The sequence below is a fragment of the Methylomonas sp. TEB genome (assembly GCF_047777895.1).
In the GTDB taxonomy this organism is placed as follows: domain Bacteria; phylum Pseudomonadota; class Gammaproteobacteria; order Methylococcales; family Methylomonadaceae; genus Methylomonas.
Genome location: NZ_CP180476.1, coordinates 4,637,354 through 4,656,048, shown reverse-complemented (window position 1 = coordinate 4,656,048; position 18,695 = coordinate 4,637,354). Strand labels below are relative to the sequence as shown.

Below are 18,695 nucleotides of genomic sequence, written 5' to 3'. Positions count from 1 at the left end.
CCGCCGCACGAAACCAACCGGATAGAGTAAGGATAATGCTGGAATATTACAGGGATAAGGGACGCCGGGCCGGCGTCGAGCTGGGTCGCGACGACAATGCGTCCATCCAGACTACAGCGTGTGCCTGGATGGAGGTATAGATGGCCGGATGGAAAGATCCCAGGCCAACGGGCTCCGAGATCCGGCCACGCAACATCGACGCCGGCACGACGATCCGCGATGCTACGCCACGGCCGACACCCATAGGCGTATTACCCAGACAACCGGCCAAGGCAGCACCGCGCATAGTAGCGACTCGTAGCGGTTTACCGACATTAAAGCCGGGCTCGCAAGGTGCCGAGGTTCGGCAGTTGCAAGGCTTACTTAACGCCTGTATTAGTCCATCGCCAAACTTGGTCCTTGATGGGCGGTTTGCTCAGGCTACCGCGAATGCCGTGCGCCAGTATCAACAAAGTGTCGGCATTAACGCGGACGGTATCGTCGGTAAAGACACCTGGTTTTATCTGCTGAAGGGGGACAAAGCGAAAGTCGCAGCGCCGATGCCTCCACCGCCACCCGCAACTGCCAGTACTAGCGCGGTCCAACCGGCTCCCGCACCTAATATGCCTATGCCGATACCGGTGGAAACGGTGGGGAGCTGGACGCTGGAGCGCAAATTTTCCGAGGCCTTGCGTTTAACCGCACCCAAACTGCCCGGCAGTATGCGCCGCGAGTTTGAAACGCTGCTCAGTCCGGAAAGCTTGGCGATCATGGCCGCAACATTGGTTATTTGGGCTGGCGCCCACGTGTTTGGCGTTGGCGAAATCGTTGATATTCTGATGCTGGTCGGCGGCATCCTGATGTTCGGGCTCGCGGTATTCGGCGTCGCCCGCGACCTGGGCGAATTTTTGGCGATCACCGCCACTGCCGGAAGCGAACAAGATCTAGACGAAGCTGCCACGCATCTGGCGGAAGCCATCGCGGTGATCGGTGTTGCGGCCTTTGTCGCGCTGTTGGCAAAAGTGCGCTCTTTACGCGGAAAAAAAGGCTTGGCCCGCGAATCGGGAGCCGCCTCGGAAGCAGTAACGCCATCGCAAGCAACCGGCAAATCGGCATCCGGTAAAGCGCCGGCTCGCGCGGGTGCGGCGGCGGAGGGAGAAGCTGCCGGCGGGGCCTCCACCTCTAAACAAACCGCATGTCCGGGTAAGGATTGCAAAACCGCCGGCGAGCCGATCAGCATGCTCACCGGCGAGGAAATGCTGGAAAAAATCGACTTTACTTGGGATGGCCCATTGCCCTTGGCTTGGCGGCGTTATTACCGTAGCAGCCAATCCGATGTTGATCATCAATTGGGTTTCGGCTGGCTGACGCCGTTGGACGAGTGGCTGGAAATCGGCGAGCGCGTGACGTTTTGCAATGCCGATGGTCAGCGTATCGATTTGCCCTTGCCCAAGCCCGGAGCCTATAGCATTAATCTACCGGAACAGGTTCGCTTGTACCGGGAAAACGGCCAGTATCGCATCGTCGATCCTAGCGGTTTGGCGAAAACCTTCACCGGTCGGTCTGGCCGTTGCCCTCTGCGGGCCTGGCACAACAGCCAGGGCCAAAGCCTGTATTTTCACCGCGACGCCAACGGCGACGTCGAGCGCATCTCCGCCAGCTGGAACAAGCATTTACTGTTGGAACGCCAAAGCCGGCGCATCGTCGCGATTCGTCCCGGCAAGCGTAGCGGAAGCGGATTCGAAGCGGCCGGCGAGCCGCTGGTAAATTATCTTTATAGCGAAGAAGGCGATTTAATCGGTGCTCGCGACCGGCTCGAGCAAGGCGAAACCTACGCCTATCAAAACCATGTCATCGCCCGCCGCACCCTGCCCAGCGGCTTTAACTTTTACTTCGAATGGGATCAAGACACGCCGCAAGGCAAATGCCTGCACAACTGGGGTGATAACGGTGTTTACGACTACCGTTTCGAATGGTTGCCGGACGGCGTCAGTCATGCCATCGATTCGCGCGGCGGCGTCGCGGTTTATCATCACGACCCGCAAGGCCTGTTGCTCTTGGAGCGCAGTCCGGAAGGCCGGGAAACCCGCCATAGCTACAACGCCGACAATCAACTGGCGCAAACCGTAGCACCGGATAGCGGCGTCACCCGCTTTAACTACGATAACGAAGGCCGCCTGATCGGCGTGTCCGATGCGCTGGGTTTTAGCCAGCGCATCAAATACGACAAGCAAGGCCGTCCGGTCGAACTGATCGATGCCTTGGATCAGCGTTGGCTGCGCCGCTACGACGCAGGCGGCCGTCTGGAGGAAACCGTCGCCGCCAACGGCGCGGTCACCCAATATCAATACAATGCTCAAGGCGTACCGGTGCGCATCACCGATGCGCTGGGCCGGACGCGCTCGCTGTTGTGGGACGAACAGTTGCGCCTGGTCGGCGAGATCGGCTTCGACGGCATCAAGACCCGCTACCAATACGATGATGATGACCGTATCGTCGCCATCGTCGATCAAGACAAACGCACCACCCGTTACGGCTACGACGCGGCCGGCCGCGTTACCGCAGTGCAACACGCGGACGGCAGCACCGTGCAACTGCGCTACAACGCCGCCGGCTTGTTGACCCATTACATCGATGGCCTGGGCCACACCACCGAATACCGCTACGACGACGGCCTGTCCCAACCCACCGCCCGCATCGATCCGCTGGGCCACGAAATGCGTTATCGCTACGACAGCGAACGCAACCTGATCGGCCTGATCAACCCCAAAGGCGAAACCTACAGCCTTAACTACGACCACGACGAAAATCTGATCGAAGAAATCGGCTTCGACGGCCGCATCCAACGCTACCGCTACAACGCCGCCGGCGCGCTGGAAGCCTACCTGCAACCCGGCGCCGACGGCGATTGGAGCGTCACCCGCTTCGAACGCGACCGCCTCGGCCGGCTGCTGAAAAAACACGCCGCCGACGGCAGTCTGAGCCAATACGGCTACGATCCGCTGGGCCGCTTGCAACTAGCCAAAAATGCCGACAGCCTGGTGCTTTTGGGTTACAACGCCCTGGGCCAGATCAACCAGGAAAACCAGAACGGCGCCATCGTCCGCCACAAATACGACCTGCTGGGCCGGCGCATCCACACCGAAACCCCGGACCGGCACCGCATCGACTACCGTTTTGGCGAGCGCTACCTGGACAGCATCGAATTCGACGGCCAAACCCTCACCAGCCACCGCTACGACGATCTGGGCCGGGAAATCGGTCGCAGTCAAGGCCAACTCAACACCTACTACGACTACGATCCGTTGGGCCGCCTGTTGCGGCAACACGTCGCCAGCAAAGGCCAAGCGCCACTCATCGGCCGCCAGTACAGCTACGATACGGCCGGCAAACTGCGCGAACTGGACGACCTGCGCCAGGGTCGCAGCCAATACCACTACGACCCCGCCGCCCGCCTGATCCGCAACGAAGGCCTCAGCCCGGAAAGCTTCGTCCACGACCCGGCCGGCAATCTATTGGGCGCCAACGCCGAAGCCGGCCGCGTCGAAGGCGACCGCTTGCTGATGATGGGCGACCGCCACTACCGCTACGACGCCGCCGGCAACCTGATCGAAGAAAAACGCGGCAAGGCCGGCCAAATCGTTACTCGCTACCAATATGACAGCGACAACCGCCTGATTCGCGCCGAAACGCCGCAAGGAATCAGTGAATACCGCTACGACGCCCTGGGCCGGCGCATTGCCAAACAGACCGCGCAAGGCGAAACCCGTTTTCAATACGACGGCCCGCGGTTGCTGGCGGAAACCGATAGCCAGCGCAGCCGTACCTACCTGTTTGAGCCCGGCAGTTTCCGGCCCTTGGCGCTGCACGAACAAGACAACACCCAAGCCAGCGGCAGCACCTACCACTACCACCTGGACCATCTCGGCACGCCCAGGGAGCTGACCGATACCGATGGCAGAATCGTCTGGTCCGCCCGCTACCGCGCCTACGGCAACCTGGCCCTGGCCGACGTCGAAACCATCGACAACCCGCTACGTTTCCAAGGCCAGTATTACGACCAAGAAACCGGTTTGCATTACAACCTTAACCGGTATTACGATCCGAATGCGGGGCGGTTTATTCATCAGGATCCGATTGGGTTGGAAGGCGGAAGTAACGTTTACCGGTATGCGCCTAATCCTTTGAATTGGATTGATCCTTTGGGTCTGACTGGAAAGGATTGTGGGGCGAAAAGAGGTCCCAAAACTGATCCTAACGCGCCGCACAATGCCAAAATTCGAGCTGAAGCAGCTCGACTTCAAGACGAGGGGAATACAATTCTCTCAGGTGGAGGCGGTAAGGAAGAGTTAATTGCAACCCCCGGAGGTATTAAGTCTGGGAGGCGTCCAGATATTTTGTATAGAACACCAGAAGGTGAAATACGTGCTACAAATGTTGGTAGAACCAAAGCTGATGGTAGCCCGGTTTCTCGGGAGATAGACGCGATGAAAGATTTGACCGATAAAGCAGGGATTCCAACCAATTTTGTTCCATACGATTAGGTGGTATATGGGAAGCTTATCTATACAGTTCCATGCGTTACCAGAAGAGGTCAACGACATGGTTATGGCAATAAGGTCTCTGGAAGGTTTAAATATAACGTTGATGGGGGGAACGCCTTTTCGCGCCGAAGCTTGGGATGGTAGAAGTCTCGCATTTGAAAATGCAGGCGAAATCAGCTTGGGTTTTACACTTTATCCCGTCGACTTAAATTGTGTAAGTCGCTACGACTTTGTAATCCACAACCCAAACGCGTTAGTTCTCGATGTTGGACAGTTGACGAAAGACGGGCTCAAACGATCATGGTTATCATGCAAAACTGACGATGAAGCTTCGTTGTCGAAATGGAAAGAATTTGCCACAATCATTAAGAAAAAAACAAAGTGTGGTGCTGTCGCAATAAATCCGCAAAGCGGAGAAACGTCGGTAATGAAGAGTCATCGATATACAGATGGTGCGCTGAGATTATTCCAATCAGGTGTTGATATGTTACCAGTAGGTGGTATTGTTCGTATCCAACTTGGAAATGCTAAATAGTCTGCGTAGTTAGGATTTGCGGAAGTGTAATGGTACAGAGGGAAGCTGATTCGTAACGAAACCCTGAATTAGCAAAGCTTTGCCGACTTGCTGCAGGTAACCTGATCGAAGAAAAGCGCCGGAAGGCCAGCCAAATCGCCAACCGGCCCGGAAACAATTAGACCGAGAAATGGCCAAAAGAATCGTGTGGAAGCACAATAATGTTGTAAGCCTTAAGCTTCGCGAGGACCTTTACTCGTTGGGGCAAATGTTGGGTCGAGCTGCCATGCGGTTTTTCAATATTACTAGTCGCGACGGAAATTGGCACGGTATAGATTTAAATCAAGTCGATCCAATATTTACGTTATTTATTGGAAATATCGTGTTACATAATTTGGCTGACAAAAAAGTTTCAGATAAAGATGTAAAGCCGAGCGCCGCGTCCTGTGAACCCTACTGGATTAAGCCGAAACTTAATTTTGATGGAGGTTACCCCTTCAAGGGAGGCAACCTTATCGATATTGGTACGGAAGGAAATATCAGCACAACGGCGGGGCGAGTGGTGGAAGAAGACCTATCGCTTCCAGCCGATAAGGAAATTATAGAGAAATATGAATTGACGAATATGTGGGGCGATAATGACGTGAGGGATCGTCTTATTCATTTTTTTGATAAGGGTGAAGATTTGGATTTGTTAAAAAAAGAAGTCTTTCCTGGATACAGAGCTTAGGGAGGCTTTTTAAGTCAAGCCCCCGTAGTGGCAGCGTAATCGTACTCATGTAAGCACACTGATTCGCCGCCAAATCCTAAATCAGAAAGCTTTCACGAACGACCAAATCGTCACCCGCCACCAATACAATAGCGACAACCGCCTAGTCCGCGCCGAAACGCCGAATGGCACGACGCAATACCGCTACGACGCCCTAGGCCGGCGCATCGCCAAACACACCGCGCAAGGCGAAACCCGCTTTCAATACGACGGCCCACGCCTGTTGGCGGAAACCGATAGCCAGCGTAGCCGTACCTACTTATTCGAACCCGGCAGCTTCCGGCCCTTGGCGCTGCACGAACAGGACAACACCCAAGCCAGCGGCACCACCTACCTCTACCACCTGGACCATCTCGGCACGCCCAGGGAGCTGACCGACAGCCAAGGTAAAATCGTCTGGTCCGCCCGCTACCGCGCCTACTGCAACCTGGCCCTGGCCGACGTGGAAGCCATCGACAACCCCCTGCGCTTTCAAGGTCAGTATTACGACCAAGAAACCGGTTTGCATTACAACCTGAACCGGTATTACGATCCTAATGCAGGGCAGCTTATTCATCAGGATCCGATTGGACTGTTGGGCGGGAGCAATCTATAAGGCTTTGGCGAAGCGACTCAATTTTTCTAGATCAAAATCCTCTGGTTGTCTTAAAGAAAAATTTTAGGGGTATGTGTATGCTCGAGATAAATCAAATTCGCGTGGATGATGATGTTCTGTCGTCGGTAATCAATGAAACATTCTTATCTGACTCTAAAAAAATAGATATTTTTATCGAAGCAGAAAGGTTTGATAATATTGATGCCGAAGTCTCTAGATTCTTGGATGCTGTTAATTATTTTATAAGCCATAAAGAAGGAATTGAAAAATTAGTTATAGATAAGGCTTTTGAATACTATTGTGATAATATTTTAACTAAGAAGTCGCTGTACGAACAAGTATTCGAAATTACAATTGATCCTTTAAGCTTGGCAGAAGAGGTGGGACGGCTTATTAGGCTTGTTAAGATATATATTGATCTGGAAGCCGATTGTCCCAGTAACATAGGCTTGTCCTTTGATTGTTATTGGGACCCCGAGCACGGACTGGGTATTAAGCTTAGAAACTTAAACGAATGTGAAATAGGGGGCATATTGCTTTTCTATAAAGAGCTATGAATAAGTTGTAGGCTGAAGAAAACCTACTTATGCGCGATGCAGCTCTTGAGTAATAGTAAGCATGAACGCGAGTCGTAAACAGTCAAGCAGGAGAAATTACTACACGTGGGCTCGCTATGGAGAGGCTGGAAATCCAGCGTTTGTGCAAATCAGATAATTACGATGTCAGATAATCAAGGATTTATTACTGCTGATTCAATAAACGCCGAATTAATAGTTTACGAGTGTCAGCAAAATGGGTGGCTGATTTACACACTTCCTTCCAACATTTGCTCTAAAGATCAGTTCTTTAAAGCGGTCCGCGACAATTTGCCATTGGAACCTCCACTACAAAACAAGAAGAGCTGGGATGCGCTCGCTGATTCATTGTGGTCGGGGCTAGATAGCCTACCGGATAGTAATATTCTTATCATATGGCCGGACACCACAACCATTAAAACAAAAGCTCCTGAAGATTTTGATATTGCAATGGAGATATTGGTGGATCTGCCGCATTCCCTCGCGAACGCAAAACTAACTTTAGGAAAAACAAAAAATCTCTTAATATTATGCGTGCTTTGAAGTCCGCGTAGGTACGATAGCGACAACCGTCTGATTCGCGCCGAAACGCCGAATGGCAAGACGCAATATCGCTACGACGCCCTGGGCTGGCGCCTCGCCAAACGCACTGCGTAAGGCAAACCCGCTTTCAATATGACGGCCCGCGCCTGCTCGCAGAAACCGATAGCCAGCGTAGCCGCATCTACCGAGGGTGTCCTGAATTTTGTGTAAACGGGTTTTGGTTTAGTGGCTTGGCATCCGGTCTTCAAATTGAATGCTAAACCGATTTAAAGCGGCTTTCCAGTCATGCAAGGGCATGGTCCATTTTTTACTAATATTAATCAGTGCCAGATAAAACAGTTTCGATAGTGCCTCGTCATTGGGGAAAGCGCCGCGATTCTTGGTGATTTTCCTCAGGCTCATATTGACCGACTCGATAGCGTTGGTGGTGTAGATGATACGGCGTATTTCGGGCGGATAGTCGAAAAATGGGATGATGCGGCTCCAATTACGCCGCCATATTTGGGCAATCGAGGGATAATCGCCGTTCCATTGCGCCTCGAACGCAGCCAATTGTTGCTCAGCCTCCGCCACGGTAGCCGCTTGATAAATCCGCTTGAGGTCAGCGGCGATCTGTTTGCGCATTTTCCAACCGACATAGTTCAGACTGTTACGCACCAGGTGGACGATGCATAACTGAACGGCGGCTTGCGGAAACACGGCTTCGATGGCTTCCGGAAAGCCTTTCAGCCCATCGACACAGGCGATGAAAATATCCTGCACGCCGCGATTTTTCAGTTCGGTGACCACCTGTAGCCAAAACTTGGCCCCTTCGGTTTGGGCGATCCACAGCCCCAGGACTTCCTTTTCGCCATTCAGATTGATGCCAATCGCCAAATAGACGGCCTTGACCCGCACGGCGCCAGTGTCGCGCACTTTGACGTGTATACAATCGAGATAGACAATGGGATAAATCGGTTCCAGCGGCCGTGATTGCCAAGCTTTGACTTCATCGGCTACCGCATCGGTGACCGAGGAAATCAACGAAGGCGACACCTCGGCGCCATACATCTCTTCCAGATGGCTCTGGATTTCCCGTACCGTCATACCACGGGCATACAGCGAAATGATCTTGTCGTCGAAACCTGTCCACCGCGTTTGATGTTTTGCGACGATTTGCGGCTCGAAACTGCCGTGCCGGTCTCGCGGAATCTCAAGCTGCAATTCGCCGAAGTCACCTTTCAGGTTCTTCCGGCTCTTGCCATTACGTGCATTGCCGCTGGGATTAGTGACGGCTTCATGCTTGGCGTGGCCCAGATGTTCAGTCATTTCTGCCTCTAAAGCACGCTCAACCAAAGCCTTGGTCAATTGCTTCAGCAGGCCATTTTCGCCAATCAGGTCTTCGGGTTTCTGATAACCGGACAACAAGGAATCGAGCAACTCGGTAGGGATGGATTTTGATACGGTCATTTTTTCTCCTCTAAGGAACGGCAGTTTCCTGCCTAACAGGCTGGTGAAAAACTCGAAAAGCCAAGTAAGCTAAGGCATAGATGAGGGGCCAACTGTTAAAATAGGCTACCTAAATTTGGAGCCTTTCAATGCGCGGACACGATGCCATTCAAAACAGCTGGTTCAGCTATGTTAGCCTGGAAGACCGTATTCCCAAACAGCATCCGTTGCGTCGTTTACGGCTACTGGTTGATGGCGTATTGGCCTCTATGGATGCCGTCTTTGCCGAGCGTTACTCGCACACAGGCCGTCCCTCGATTGCCCCTGAAAAACTGCTGCGCGCCTTGCTGTTACAAGTCCTGTATACGGTCCGTAGCGAGCGTCAGTTGATGGAACAACTGGACTACAACCTGTTGTTTCGCTGGTTTGTCGGTCTGGGCATCGACGACGCCGTGTGGGAACGCACAGTGTTCAGTGCCAACCGCGAACGTCTGTTGTCTGAAGCCCTGAGTCGCGAATTTTTTGAGCGGGTACTGGCCATAGCCGAATGGCAAAATCTGGTGTCCGACGAACACTTCAGCGTCGACGGTAGCCTCATTGAAGCCTGGGCCTCGCACAAAAGCTTCGTCAAAAAAGATGGTAGTGGTCCCGATAAACCCGCCGGCCGCAATCCCGAGATCGACTTCAGTGGCGAAAAGCGCAGCAACGCCACCCATCAAAGTACAACCGATCCCGAAGCCCGGCTTTACAAGAAAGGCGAATACACCGAGGCCAAACTGCGTTACATCACCCATGCCTTGTCCGAGAATCGCAACGGCCTGATTGTCGATGTCGAAACCACACAAGCCACCGGCACCGCCGAAATCGAAGCCGCGCAAAAAATGATCAAACGCCGCGTGCCCCAAGGTGGCAGCGTCGGTGCCGACAAAGGCTATGACCAACCGGCGTTCGTCAACGGACTCGAGTCCCGTGATATCAAAGCCCATGTGGCCCGCAAAAAGATTGGCAGTGCCGTCGACGGCCGCACCGCGCGCGGCAAAGGTTACGCCCAAAGTCTCAAGCGCCGCAAAATCGTCGAAGAAGCCTTTGGCTGGGTCAAAACGGTCGGCGGCCTGCGCAAAACCCGTCACATCGGCTTAGCCAAAGTCGCGGGTCAGGCCTTGTTTTGCTTTGCCGCCTACAACCTGACGCGCATGCTCAACCTATTGGTGTTCACGCCGAAACCGGCGTGGAGTGCACCCGCCTAGGGTGAAGTTCGCCTGAAAACCGTCCACAGACGGCTTCAGGCGAATAAAAAGCCCTTGAAACCGGGGCAAAACGCTTGAAACTCGATGTCATGACCGATTTCAACTCGAAAAAATCACGAACATCGTGGGTAAGGGGAAATATCGGCGGGTTTTTCACCAGCCTGCTAATGGCCGTTTACACAAAAATTCTTACACCCTCCAGCCTTGATCGAAGAATAGCGCGTCAAGGAATCGGCGAATACCGCTACGACTCCGTGGGACGGTGCATCACCAAACGCACCGCGTAAGGCGCCCCCCGCTTCAATACAACGGCCCGCTCCTGCTGGCGGAAACCGACAGCCTGCGCAGCCGCAACTACCTGTTCGAGCCTGGGAGCTTCCGGCCCTTGGCACTACACGAACAAGACATAACCCAAGCTAGCCGCAACATCTACCACTACCACCCGAACCATCTCTCCTAAAGCCAGCGGCGCATTCAGTGGTGATTTACCTCCTAGAATGACTTGGCATCATAGTGATGAATCTGGCTCTTGACAGCTTGTTGGTAAGGCGGACCATACCAAGTACTGCAAGATATATCATCCCGTTGGAAGGGGGGGCGAAACAAATGGGGCGGCGTCACCGATTGCAAGTAGAAAATTATTTAGAGGAGTGGTTATGTTAAAAAGCTATTTAGGATTTGAAACTTTAAAAAATGAAATTAACGAGCTTCCCATGGCGGGTAGGATCTATACCAAGCCAAAGAGTTATAACTAAATCTGGTGTACGGCCCGACTTGATGAAAGGTGGCGCCCTCTGCTGAAATGAGATTGACGAGATCGAATAACAGCAAAATGAGAGACGCCATGAACAAAGATAATGCAAAAGACTGGAATAATGCCAGTGGGATTAACGATCCTTTGACGGATTTGTTGAAGACGGGTGCTAGAGCCTTGATCCAACAAGCCGTTGAGGCGGAGCTACAGGCTTTTCTGGGCGAATACGCCAAGGTTACCGATTTACGGGGCCGGCAAACCGTGGTGCGTAATGGCTATTTGCCTGAGCGGGAGATCGTGACGGGCGTGGGTAACGTGACGGTCAAAATCCCCAAGGTTCGAGACCGTTCCGGCGGCAGGATCAAGTTCAACTCGTCGCTGGTGCCGCCGTATGTTCGCAAGACAAAACGGGTGGAAGCGGCCTTACCCTGGCTGTATTTGCGCGGCATTTCCACCGGCGACATGCAGTCGGCCTTATCGGTGTTGCTGGGTGACGATGCCAAAGGCTTGTCACCTGCCGTGGTTAGCCGCCTGAAAGCCCAATGGGCCGAGGATTATCTGGCCTGGAATCGGCGAGATTTATCGAAGGAGCGCACTGTGTATGTCTGGGCCGACGGCATCTATTCGACCCTGCGTGGCGAGGATGATCGGCTGTGCCTATTGGTCATCATCGGAGTCAACGAACAGGGTGAAAAGCGCTTGCTGGCCTTATCGGACGGTTATCGGGAATCGAAAGCCTCGTGGCTGAGTGTTTTGCAGGATTTACAAACGCGAGGTCTACAGGACGTGCCGAAACTGGCTACCGGCGACGGCGCTTTGGGTTTCTGGGCAGCCATCAACGAAGCTTGGCCCACCACACAACACCAGCGCTGCTGGGTGCATAAGACGGCGAATGTGCTGGCGACGCTACCCGATTCAATCCAAGGCAAGGCCAAGGCGGGGCTGAAAGAAATCTGGATGGCGGAAACCAAAGCCCTGGCCAATCAAGCCTTCGACACGTTCTTGCGTGACTTTGAAGCCAAGTACCCCAAGGCGGTGGGCGTGTTGGAAAAAGACCGTGAATCGCTATTGGCCTTTTACGACTTTCCCGCCGAGCACTGGATACACATTCGGACGACAAATCCGATCGAATCCAGCTTTGCGACGATTCGCCATCGGACCACCCGCACCAAGAACTGCGTGTCCCGCAATACCTTGTTGGGGTTAGTGTTCCAATTGACGTTAACCGCCGAGAAGAGTTGGCGCAAAATACGCGGATTTAAACGATTGCCGGATGTGATTAAGGGCATCCGTTTTCAGGACGGCATGGCTGTCATCATGGAACCGGAGAAAACAGAAGAAACACAGCAGATGGCCGCCTGATTCAAATCAGCCATACACCAGATTTGACTATTTCTCCAAGCCAAAGATCAATAAAGATAATATTGTCGCGGCTGAGTTTGTTGTTATTTCAAGTGACGAAGTTGAAGATTATTCCAAAGAAAGTGGTGGGCTTATTCCCAGTCAACTTGCTGGGCAGGGGTATTACTCCTGGCTTGAGTCTCCAAATTTCAGTGATATTATTTTACTTAAGGTTGAGCATGTGCCAAATGCAACATTGCAGGAATTTATAGAGGCTGTTTTTTCTATTTAGAAAATGATGCATTTATAGGCTAGTTAATGGTGCAAGTATGAATAGGGTAACTTCCAATATTAAGCCCACAATAGCCTATGATTTGCAGTGGTAACTAATAAAGCCTGCGTAGATACTGTTACTTCAGCGCAATCGTAAGCCGGGAAATGCACTGATTCGCTGTGAAGTCCTGAATTAGACGGCTTAGCCCTCTTTCGGCGGGCACGTGATTTAAGAAAAGCGCGGCAAGGCCGGCCTCATTGTCTGTCACCCGCTACCAATACTATAGCGACAACCGCCTGATTCGCGCCGAAACGCCGAATGGCACGACGCAATACCGCTACGGCGCCCTTGAGCCAGCGCAACTGCATCTAACCAAGTTGAAAAACTAGCCGACGCCGGCCTAGTAATTACCGGAAATGAATCCTTGTACTGTGACTGTGTGCCTATGGCAGAATGGCGTTAACTAATTTTTAAAGGGATAGTCGTATGTTGTTAGCCAGATTACTGCCAGTTTTTTTTGCCTCGTTGTTGGCTGCGTGTGCAGAGGTGCCTGAGCAACCGGCTCCGCCACCGCCAACAGTCGTTGAGCTAACGCTAAACAGCACCGCCTCAATTAACCCCGACGCCGACGGTAAAGCCTCGCCGGTGGTGTTAAGAATTTATGAATTGCGGGAGCAAAGTGGTTTTAACGGTGCCGATTTTTTTGCCATATTCGATAAAGAGCAGGCTACTTTGGCCGCCGATCTGGTACGCAAGCAAGAGTTGGTGATAAAGCCCGGCGAGAACAAATCCTTGAGGATCGAGCCGGCTGCGGATACCCGGGTATTGGGGTTTTTTGCGGCTTTTCGTAAATTGGATAATGCCGGCTGGCGCACTTTGACCGAGTTGAAGGCTCATCAGAACAATGCGGTGTTACTTAAGCTGGATGCCAATAGTCTAACCGTGACCAATACGCCGACGGAACCCGCACCCGCAGCACCTAAAGAAGATTAAGTGGGGAATAACGACAGGGACTATGGGTTAGCTTTTAGTCCCTGAGCGTTTTAAGCAATTAAAAAACCGGCACCACCAGCACAAACACGAACGCGATTAAGGTCCAAATCACGATCTTGGTTTTTAAGGGCGTGTTGAACCACAGGGTTTTCAACGCAGCTCCCAGGGCTTGTGAGCGGTCTTCGGCGGCGCGAATGCGTTTAAGCGTGCCTTTTAGTGTTTGGCTTTCCTGTTTTTGCTGTTCTGCGTACAGCAATTCGTCGAGCTGGGAATAAAACACGTCGCAACTCGGACATTTAAATGCCTCGCCCAACCTGGGCTGGCCGCATTGCGGGCAGTTTTTCATTTTCGCTCCTGAAAAACTCGATTGCCTTGATGGCGAGCATCAAGGCAATCCAGGAAACATTTACGCGGCGATACCGTTATGTCTGAGCAGGGCGTCGATATTGGGTTCGCGGCCGCGGAAGTTTTTGAACAGCGTCATCGCGTCGCTGCTGCCGCCTTGTTCCAAAATGTTATGCAAGAATGCTTCGCCAGTGGCTCGGTCGAAGATACCTTTTTCCTCGAACAAGGAAAATGCGTCCGCCGACAACACTTCCGCCCATTTGTAACTGTAATAACCGGCGGCGTAACCACCAGCGAAAATATGCGAGAAGCTATGGGCGAAACGGTTGAATTCCGGTACCTTGACCACGGCTACCTGGTCACGCACCTGTTTGAGGATGGTATAAATTTGTCCGCCCTTGGCCGGAGCGTAATCCCGATGCATCTTGAAATCGAATAGGCTGAATTCCAGTTGCCGCACCATCATCATGCCGGCTTGGAAGTTTTTTGCCGCCAACATTTTGTCGTACAACGTATCGGGCAGCGGTTCGCCGGTTTGATAATGGCCGGAGATCAGGCCCAGCGCTTCTTTTTCCCAGCACCAGTTTTCCATGAATTGGCTGGGCAATTCCACCGCATCCCATTCGACGCCGTTGATGCCCGAGACACCGAGGTGATCGATCTGGGTCAACATGTGATGCAGACCGTGGCCGAATTCGTGAAACAGCGTTTCCACTTCGTCGTGGGTCAGCAAGGCCGGGTCGTTGCCAGTCGGCGGGGTAAAGTTGCAGGTTAAATACGCCACCGGTGTTTGTAGTGCATCGCCGACTTTTTTACGGCAGACGCAGTCATCCATCCAGGCGCCGCCGCGTTTTTTGGCGCGGGCGTACAGGTCCAGGAAGAAACGTCCGCGCAACTGGCCGTCTTTATCCAGGATTTGATAAAAGCGGGCGTCGGGGTGCCAGGTGTCGAAGTCTTTGATTTCGCTGATTTGCAAGCCATAGAGTTTTTCGACGATGGCAAACAGGCCGGGCACGACTTTGTTGTCGGGGAAATAGGCTTTCACTTCTTCTTGCGACAATTGGTAGAAGTGCTGGCGCATTTTTTCCGAGTAATAACCGATGTCCCAGGCTTGCAAGTCGTTCAGACCGTGCTCGGCGGCGGCAAATTCCTTCAATTCAGTCAAATCCCGGCGGGCTTGGCGCCAGGATTTGTCGGCCAAATCTTCCAGAAACTTGACCACATCTTCGGTGGATTTGGCCATTTTAGTAGCCAGCGAATATTCGGCGTAGTTGTTAAAGCCCAGCAATTGGGCTTTCTCGTGGCGCAGCGCCAGGATTTGCTCCATCAATTCGGAATTGTCCCATTGCCCGGCATGCGGGCCTTGATCGGAGGCTCGGGTGCAGAATGCCTCATAATGTTCGCGGCGCAGTTCGCGGTTGTCAGCGTAGGTCATCACCGCCAGATACGACGGGAATTGCAGGTTGATCAACCAGCCGTCTTTGCCTTCCGCTTCGGCGGCTTGTTTGGCTTGGGCCAGAGCCGATTCCGGCAGGCCGGCCAAATCGTCGAGATGGGTAATCTGTTTGTGCCAGGCGTTGGTGGCGTCCAGTAAATGTTCTTCGTATTGACTGGCTAGTTTCGATAATTGCTGGTTGATTTCTTTATAACGCGCCTGTTGTTCGGGCGGTAAATCCACGCCGGACAAATGAAAGTCGCGCAGGGCGTTGTTGACGATTTTTTGTTGGGCGCGGTCGAGCTTGGCAAAGTCCGCGCTGTCGTGTATGGCTTGGTAGGCCTCGTACAAGGCGCGGTTTTGGCCGGTTTCTGTGGCGTATTCGCTGAGTTTGCCGAGGCAGGCATTGTAGGCATCACGCATCGCTTCGCTGTTGACTACCGAATTCATGTGGCTGACCGGCGACCAAGCCTTGTTCAAGCGGTCTTCGGCGGCTTCGATCGGTTCGATCAGGTTTTGCCAGGTGTAGGGACCGCCGGCTTGCAGTTGCCGGTCTATGGTTTGCCGGGCTTCGGCCAGTAACTGGCTGATGGCCGGCTCCACGTGTTCGGGCAGGATTTTAGAAAATTGCGGTAGTTCGGTGTTTTCGAGCAAAGGATTGGTCATGTCGGTAGCCAGTCTGATATGAATATCGGGAAAATTAGGATAATAAATGCATGGCGGCGTTGACCCGGTTTTGGGCTTTTTTCAACACCATCAAAGAAAAATCAGGGTTGAGTTTACCGTGATTTAGTTTGCTGTAAGACGGAATCGAGTTGATATAAGGCAGATCTCGGGCATTGCCGGAACCGAAATAGCTGTGTAATTTGGCGAGGATGACGATGTCGGTCATCGTTAGTTCAGGGCCGCTGTCGTACAGCCAGTTTTCTGCTTGATGCGGAATGTTGCCCAGTTGTTCGGGAAAACCCAGGGTGTGCAGCATCAGTACGCCGACCGGGCCGCGTAAATAGGGCAGTGCGGTTTTTAGTTCCTGAAAGCTGGGGCCGCCGTCGGGAAATTGTTCGGCAAAATGCAGTAAGGGAATCGCGCCGATGTCGGCAATCAAACCGCCCAGCAGGGCGTCCTCCGGGTTGATGTTGCTGCACTCCTGGGCCAAGACAAAGCTTAAACTTGAGACATACAGGCTGTTTTTCCATAAGGCCTGCATGCCCTTCATGAGTTCCGGGTCGGTGCAACTGAATAATTGTTTCATGCTGATGCCCATCACCAAATTCCGCGTAGCATTCAGGCCGATGCGAGCTACCGCGTCATGGCAATTGTTGATCGGTATTTCTGTGGCGTACAAGGGGCTGTTCGCCACCTGGATTAATTTTGCCACGATAGGCGGGTCCAGCTGAATAATCTCTGCGGCCCCGCGGATGCCGATGTCTTTTTGCACCGCATCTTTTAGTTTCAGGGCGACATCCGGTAAGGAAGGCAGGCGCAGTTTGTTTTCCCGATAGGCTTGGGCGAAGCTGTTGAAAAAGCGGCTGCCGTTGATCGGCTCCGGCAGTTGAATGTCGACCAGTTCCACGCAATTGGCGCTTTCCTGACTTTTATCTGTCCATAAGCGGTTGAGTTGGATAGGGATTTCCAAAATACGCACATCGCTGAGCGCCGTGGCGGTAGCGCCGCAACGGCTACCGCTGTTCAGCGGCAGATTGGCTAGCGTGGAATCGGCGTCGATTTGATAGCGGCTATCGCTATCCGGTTGCATCGATAGTTGGCCGGCCAACAAATACAGTACGCTGCTGGTCGGTTGCCCCAGGGTAAAAATAATCGCCCCTTTGGCGTAGGCCAAACTGAGATGCGGCAGCGAGCTTAGGGCTGCGTCATCGAGATCGCGTAAGGGTGCGAATTTTTTCAGCTGTGCGACGCTAAGCGCTTGCCGATGAGTGGTGCTGGGTTTGGATACTGGGTTGTCGGTTGGTAGGCTACCCCGGTGTTCTGCACCAGGCGGCACGGCTTTCCGGCTTGGTTTGTTGGCGGTGGTGTTTTTTTCCAGTAGCTTGGAAAACCAATTCATCTTATGTCCTGAAAAAGTTGATGGCCTCGGCAATTTGTTGTTTTGCGTCCTGTAATGCCTTCAGAGACATATCCGGCGTCAGTGCGCTATCGTCCAGTTTTTGAAAGGCAGGCAAGGTGTTTAGCGGCGGCAGTTTCTGGGTATTGGTGCCGCCGAGTTGGCTGTGAAATTTAGCTAACAGCACAACGTCATAGAGTTGCAGGCCCTGGCCGTCGTCAAAGTACCAATTTGTGGTATTGACGGGAATTTGCTGGAAACTATCGGGGAAATGCCATTTTTTCAAAATATGGGTGCCCAACAAGCCTTGCAGGCAGACGATGCTGGCCTGTAATTCTTCTTCGGTATAGCGTGACATGTCCATGCTTTCGGCAAAGGTGACAATCGGTAAGGCGCCGATGTTGTGAATTAGCCCAGCCAGTAAAGCTTCGTCGGCGTTTACTTTTCGGGTAAGTCCGGCCAGCGTGTGGCTGAGGCTGGCAATCTGAATGCTTTGTTTCCAAAGTGTCTGAATAATGTTGTTCAGTTGCCGGTTGCGGCTTCTGAACAGCTGGTGCAGGCTGATGCTGGTAACCAGGTTTTGCGTGGTTTTAAATCCCAGCCGATTCACGGCATCATGGCTACTGGTGATGGGGTTGCTGCCGCGGTAGATCGGGCTATTTGCTACTTGAATCAGTTTGGAGGATATAACCGGGTCCAGGTTTAAAATCTTCACCGCATCGGCGATGCTGATGTCCTTTTGCAAGGCGCTACGTAAACGCAAGGCAACATCCGGCAGGCTGGGAACATGCAGGTTGTCGGCTCTGAACGCATCGCAAAAGCTATCGAAAAAAAAGCTGTTTCGCAGCTGGGGCGGAATGCTCTTCGGGTTGATCAGCGGATTGTTGACGGGTTTGCTGCTGTGCTGCAAATTGGACAGCGGCATGTAGATGATTTGGGTAGGCGATTTGGCTATCGCGCTGAAGGCGTGTTCGCCGGATGTTGCCAGAGGATAACAGGCTTTAAAGGTGTCGGCTTCGACCATATAACCGGCGCCATTATTCGCTTCCAGATAGACGTTGCCAGTGTAGAGATAGCTTAATTGTTCCGCCTCGGCGCCGCGGTTAAATATGATGTCGCCGGGGTTAAAGTTTCGCATGGTCACCGGTATCGCCAGCAAGTCCGCCGCCGGTAAGTCCCCCAGCGGGATGAGCTTTTGCAGATAGCTCAAGGGCAGTTGGTTGACGGCTGCTGGGGAGGGGCTGCTCTCTGTCGGCGTTTTGTCCGGGGATTTTTTTAAAAATTTCCAGATCATGCG

15 protein-coding genes are annotated in these 18,695 nt (G+C 52.9%); 10 read left to right on the top strand and 5 right to left on the bottom strand.

Annotated features, from left to right (window positions below; genetic code table 11):
• Positions 1-140: 140 nt before the first annotated feature.
• From ACMXD4_RS21160 to ACMXD4_RS21135, 6 genes are all read left to right on the top strand, one after another.
• Positions 141-4,523: an RHS repeat-associated core domain-containing protein gene (locus tag ACMXD4_RS21160; RefSeq protein ID WP_415879294.1), complete on the top strand. Its 4,383-nt coding sequence runs from the start codon at positions 141-143 to the stop codon at positions 4,521-4,523.
• 7 nt (positions 4,524-4,530) lie between these two features.
• A complete protein-coding gene (locus ACMXD4_RS21155; RefSeq protein ID WP_171697313.1) occupies positions 4,531-5,058 on the top strand; it encodes a hypothetical protein in 528 nt (175 codons plus the stop codon).
• A 169-nt stretch (positions 5,059-5,227) separates the two neighbouring features.
• Positions 5,228-5,767, top strand: coding sequence for a hypothetical protein (locus ACMXD4_RS21150; protein ID WP_171697314.1), 540 nt, complete (start codon positions 5,228-5,230; stop codon positions 5,765-5,767).
• Between the two features lie 262 nt (positions 5,768-6,029).
• A complete protein-coding gene (locus ACMXD4_RS21145) occupies positions 6,030-6,401 on the top strand; it encodes an RHS repeat domain-containing protein (RefSeq protein ID WP_253734563.1) in 372 nt (123 codons plus the stop codon).
• A 77-nt stretch (positions 6,402-6,478) separates the two neighbouring features.
• Positions 6,479-6,958: a DUF6985 domain-containing protein gene (locus ACMXD4_RS21140; protein WP_171697315.1), complete on the top strand. Its 480-nt coding sequence runs from the start codon at positions 6,479-6,481 to the stop codon at positions 6,956-6,958.
• Positions 6,959-7,120: 162 nt separating this feature from the next.
• On the top strand, positions 7,121-7,519 hold the full coding sequence (locus ACMXD4_RS21135; protein WP_171697316.1) for a barstar family protein: 399 nt from the start codon (positions 7,121-7,123) through the stop codon (positions 7,517-7,519).
• A 222-nt stretch (positions 7,520-7,741) separates the two neighbouring features.
• On the opposite strand, the gene ACMXD4_RS21130 is transcribed toward ACMXD4_RS21135, so the two are convergent.
• Positions 7,742-8,968 carry an IS256 family transposase gene (locus ACMXD4_RS21130; RefSeq protein ID WP_415879293.1) on the bottom strand — a complete coding sequence of 409 codons (1,227 nt, stop codon included), beginning with the start codon at positions 8,966-8,968 and terminating at the stop codon, positions 7,742-7,744.
• A 128-nt stretch (positions 8,969-9,096) separates the two neighbouring features.
• Here ACMXD4_RS21130 and ACMXD4_RS21125 point away from each other — a divergent pair, with 128 nt between their 5' ends.
• From ACMXD4_RS21125 to tssJ, 4 genes are all read left to right on the top strand, one after another.
• The gene (locus ACMXD4_RS21125) at positions 9,097-10,194 is read left to right on the top strand and encodes an IS5 family transposase (RefSeq protein ID WP_415878136.1); all 1,098 of its coding nucleotides are present in this window, start codon (positions 9,097-9,099) and stop codon (positions 10,192-10,194) included.
• A gap of 844 nt (positions 10,195-11,038) precedes the next feature.
• Positions 11,039-12,310 (top strand): IS256 family transposase, encoded by a 1,272-nt coding sequence (locus ACMXD4_RS21120; RefSeq protein WP_415878904.1) that lies wholly within the window; start codon positions 11,039-11,041, stop codon positions 12,308-12,310.
• Between the two features lie 510 nt (positions 12,311-12,820).
• Positions 12,821-12,952, top strand: coding sequence for a hypothetical protein (locus ACMXD4_RS21115; protein WP_415879292.1), 132 nt, complete (start codon positions 12,821-12,823; stop codon positions 12,950-12,952).
• Between the two features lie 97 nt (positions 12,953-13,049).
• On the top strand, positions 13,050-13,556 hold the full coding sequence (gene tssJ, locus ACMXD4_RS21110) for a type VI secretion system lipoprotein TssJ (RefSeq protein WP_171697318.1): 507 nt from the start codon (positions 13,050-13,052) through the stop codon (positions 13,554-13,556).
• A 58-nt stretch (positions 13,557-13,614) separates the two neighbouring features.
• Here the strand turns inward: tssJ and ACMXD4_RS21105 are convergent, their stop codons facing one another.
• The 4 genes from ACMXD4_RS21105 to ACMXD4_RS21090 are packed head-to-tail and all read right to left on the bottom strand — an operon-like array spanning position 13,615 to position 18,692.
• Positions 13,615-13,902: a hypothetical protein gene (locus ACMXD4_RS21105; RefSeq protein ID WP_415879291.1), complete on the bottom strand. Its 288-nt coding sequence runs from the start codon at positions 13,900-13,902 to the stop codon at positions 13,615-13,617.
• A gap of 60 nt (positions 13,903-13,962) precedes the next feature.
• Complete coding sequence (gene prlC, locus ACMXD4_RS21100; protein ID WP_415879290.1) at positions 13,963-16,002, bottom strand: oligopeptidase A; 2,040 nt, start codon at positions 16,000-16,002, stop codon at positions 13,963-13,965.
• A gap of 34 nt (positions 16,003-16,036) precedes the next feature.
• On the bottom strand, positions 16,037-17,401 hold the full coding sequence (locus ACMXD4_RS21095; protein WP_415879289.1) for an HDOD domain-containing protein: 1,365 nt from the start codon (positions 17,399-17,401) through the stop codon (positions 16,037-16,039).
• Position 17,402: 1 nt separating this feature from the next.
• Positions 17,403-18,692, bottom strand: coding sequence for an HDOD domain-containing protein (locus tag ACMXD4_RS21090; RefSeq protein ID WP_415879288.1), 1,290 nt, complete (start codon positions 18,690-18,692; stop codon positions 17,403-17,405).
• Between the last annotated feature and the right edge of the window lie 3 nt (positions 18,693-18,695).

Excerpts from the sequence above, each read along its gene's own strand:
- ACMXD4_RS21090 (WP_415879288.1), bottom strand. The coding sequence starts at position 18,692 with ATGATCTGGAAATTTTTAAAAAAATCCCCGGACAAAACGCCGACAGAG.
- ACMXD4_RS21135 (WP_171697316.1), top strand. The coding sequence starts at position 7,121 with ATGTCAGATAATCAAGGATTTATTACTGCTGATTCAATAAACGCCGAA.
- ACMXD4_RS21155 (WP_171697313.1), top strand. The coding sequence starts at position 4,531 with ATGGGAAGCTTATCTATACAGTTCCATGCGTTACCAGAAGAGGTCAAC.
- prlC (WP_415879290.1), bottom strand. The coding sequence starts at position 16,002 with ATGACCAATCCTTTGCTCGAAAACACCGAACTACCGCAATTTTCTAAA.
- ACMXD4_RS21105 (WP_415879291.1), bottom strand. The coding sequence starts at position 13,902 with ATGAAAAACTGCCCGCAATGCGGCCAGCCCAGGTTGGGCGAGGCATTT.
- ACMXD4_RS21150 (WP_171697314.1), top strand. The coding sequence starts at position 5,228 with ATGGCCAAAAGAATCGTGTGGAAGCACAATAATGTTGTAAGCCTTAAG.
- ACMXD4_RS21095 (WP_415879289.1), bottom strand. The coding sequence starts at position 17,401 with ATGAATTGGTTTTCCAAGCTACTGGAAAAAAACACCACCGCCAACAAA.
- ACMXD4_RS21140 (WP_171697315.1), top strand. The coding sequence starts at position 6,479 with ATGCTCGAGATAAATCAAATTCGCGTGGATGATGATGTTCTGTCGTCG.
- ACMXD4_RS21120 (WP_415878904.1), top strand. The coding sequence starts at position 11,039 with ATGAACAAAGATAATGCAAAAGACTGGAATAATGCCAGTGGGATTAAC.
- tssJ (WP_171697318.1), top strand. The coding sequence starts at position 13,050 with ATGTTGTTAGCCAGATTACTGCCAGTTTTTTTTGCCTCGTTGTTGGCT.
- ACMXD4_RS21130 (WP_415879293.1), bottom strand. The coding sequence starts at position 8,968 with ATGACCGTATCAAAATCCATCCCTACCGAGTTGCTCGATTCCTTGTTG.
- ACMXD4_RS21125 (WP_415878136.1), top strand. The coding sequence starts at position 9,097 with ATGCGCGGACACGATGCCATTCAAAACAGCTGGTTCAGCTATGTTAGC.
- ACMXD4_RS21160 (WP_415879294.1), top strand. The coding sequence starts at position 141 with ATGGCCGGATGGAAAGATCCCAGGCCAACGGGCTCCGAGATCCGGCCA.